At 69.2% G+C, this 331-nt stretch carries 1 protein-coding gene; it reads left to right on the top strand.

Going from position 1 to position 331, the window contains the following annotated elements; all coding sequences use genetic code 11:
* The coding region (locus LFM09_RS50175) for a DUF933 domain-containing protein (RefSeq protein ID WP_414103743.1) at positions 1-331 on the top strand (331 nt) is incomplete at both ends.

The following is a 331-nucleotide window of genomic DNA, read 5'->3' as shown; positions in this document are numbered from 1 at the left end:
GAGCTGCTGGAGTCGATCGGCCAGCACGAGCCGGGCCTGTACTCGCTGGCCCGCGCCGGCTTCCACACGCTGGGTCTGCAGACCTACCTGACGGCGGGGCCGAAGGAAGCGCGCGCGTGGACGATCCCGCAGGGCGCGACGGCTCCGCAGGCCGCCGGTGTGATCCACACGGACTTCGAGAAGGGCTTCATCAAGGCCGAGGTCGTGTCGTTCGACGACCTGGTCGCCGCCGGGTCCAAGGCGGACGCGAAGGCGGCCGGCAAGGTCCGCATGGAGGGCAAGGACTACGTGATGGTCGACGGCGACGTGGTGGAGTTCCGCTTCAACGTCT

This window comes from Lentzea alba, assembly GCF_047445655.1.
GTDB classification, from domain to species: Bacteria; Actinomycetota; Actinomycetes; order Mycobacteriales; family Pseudonocardiaceae; genus Lentzea; species Lentzea alba_A.
Note: the sequence above shows the minus strand (reverse complement) of the source record. Positions and strands in the feature narration are given on the sequence as shown.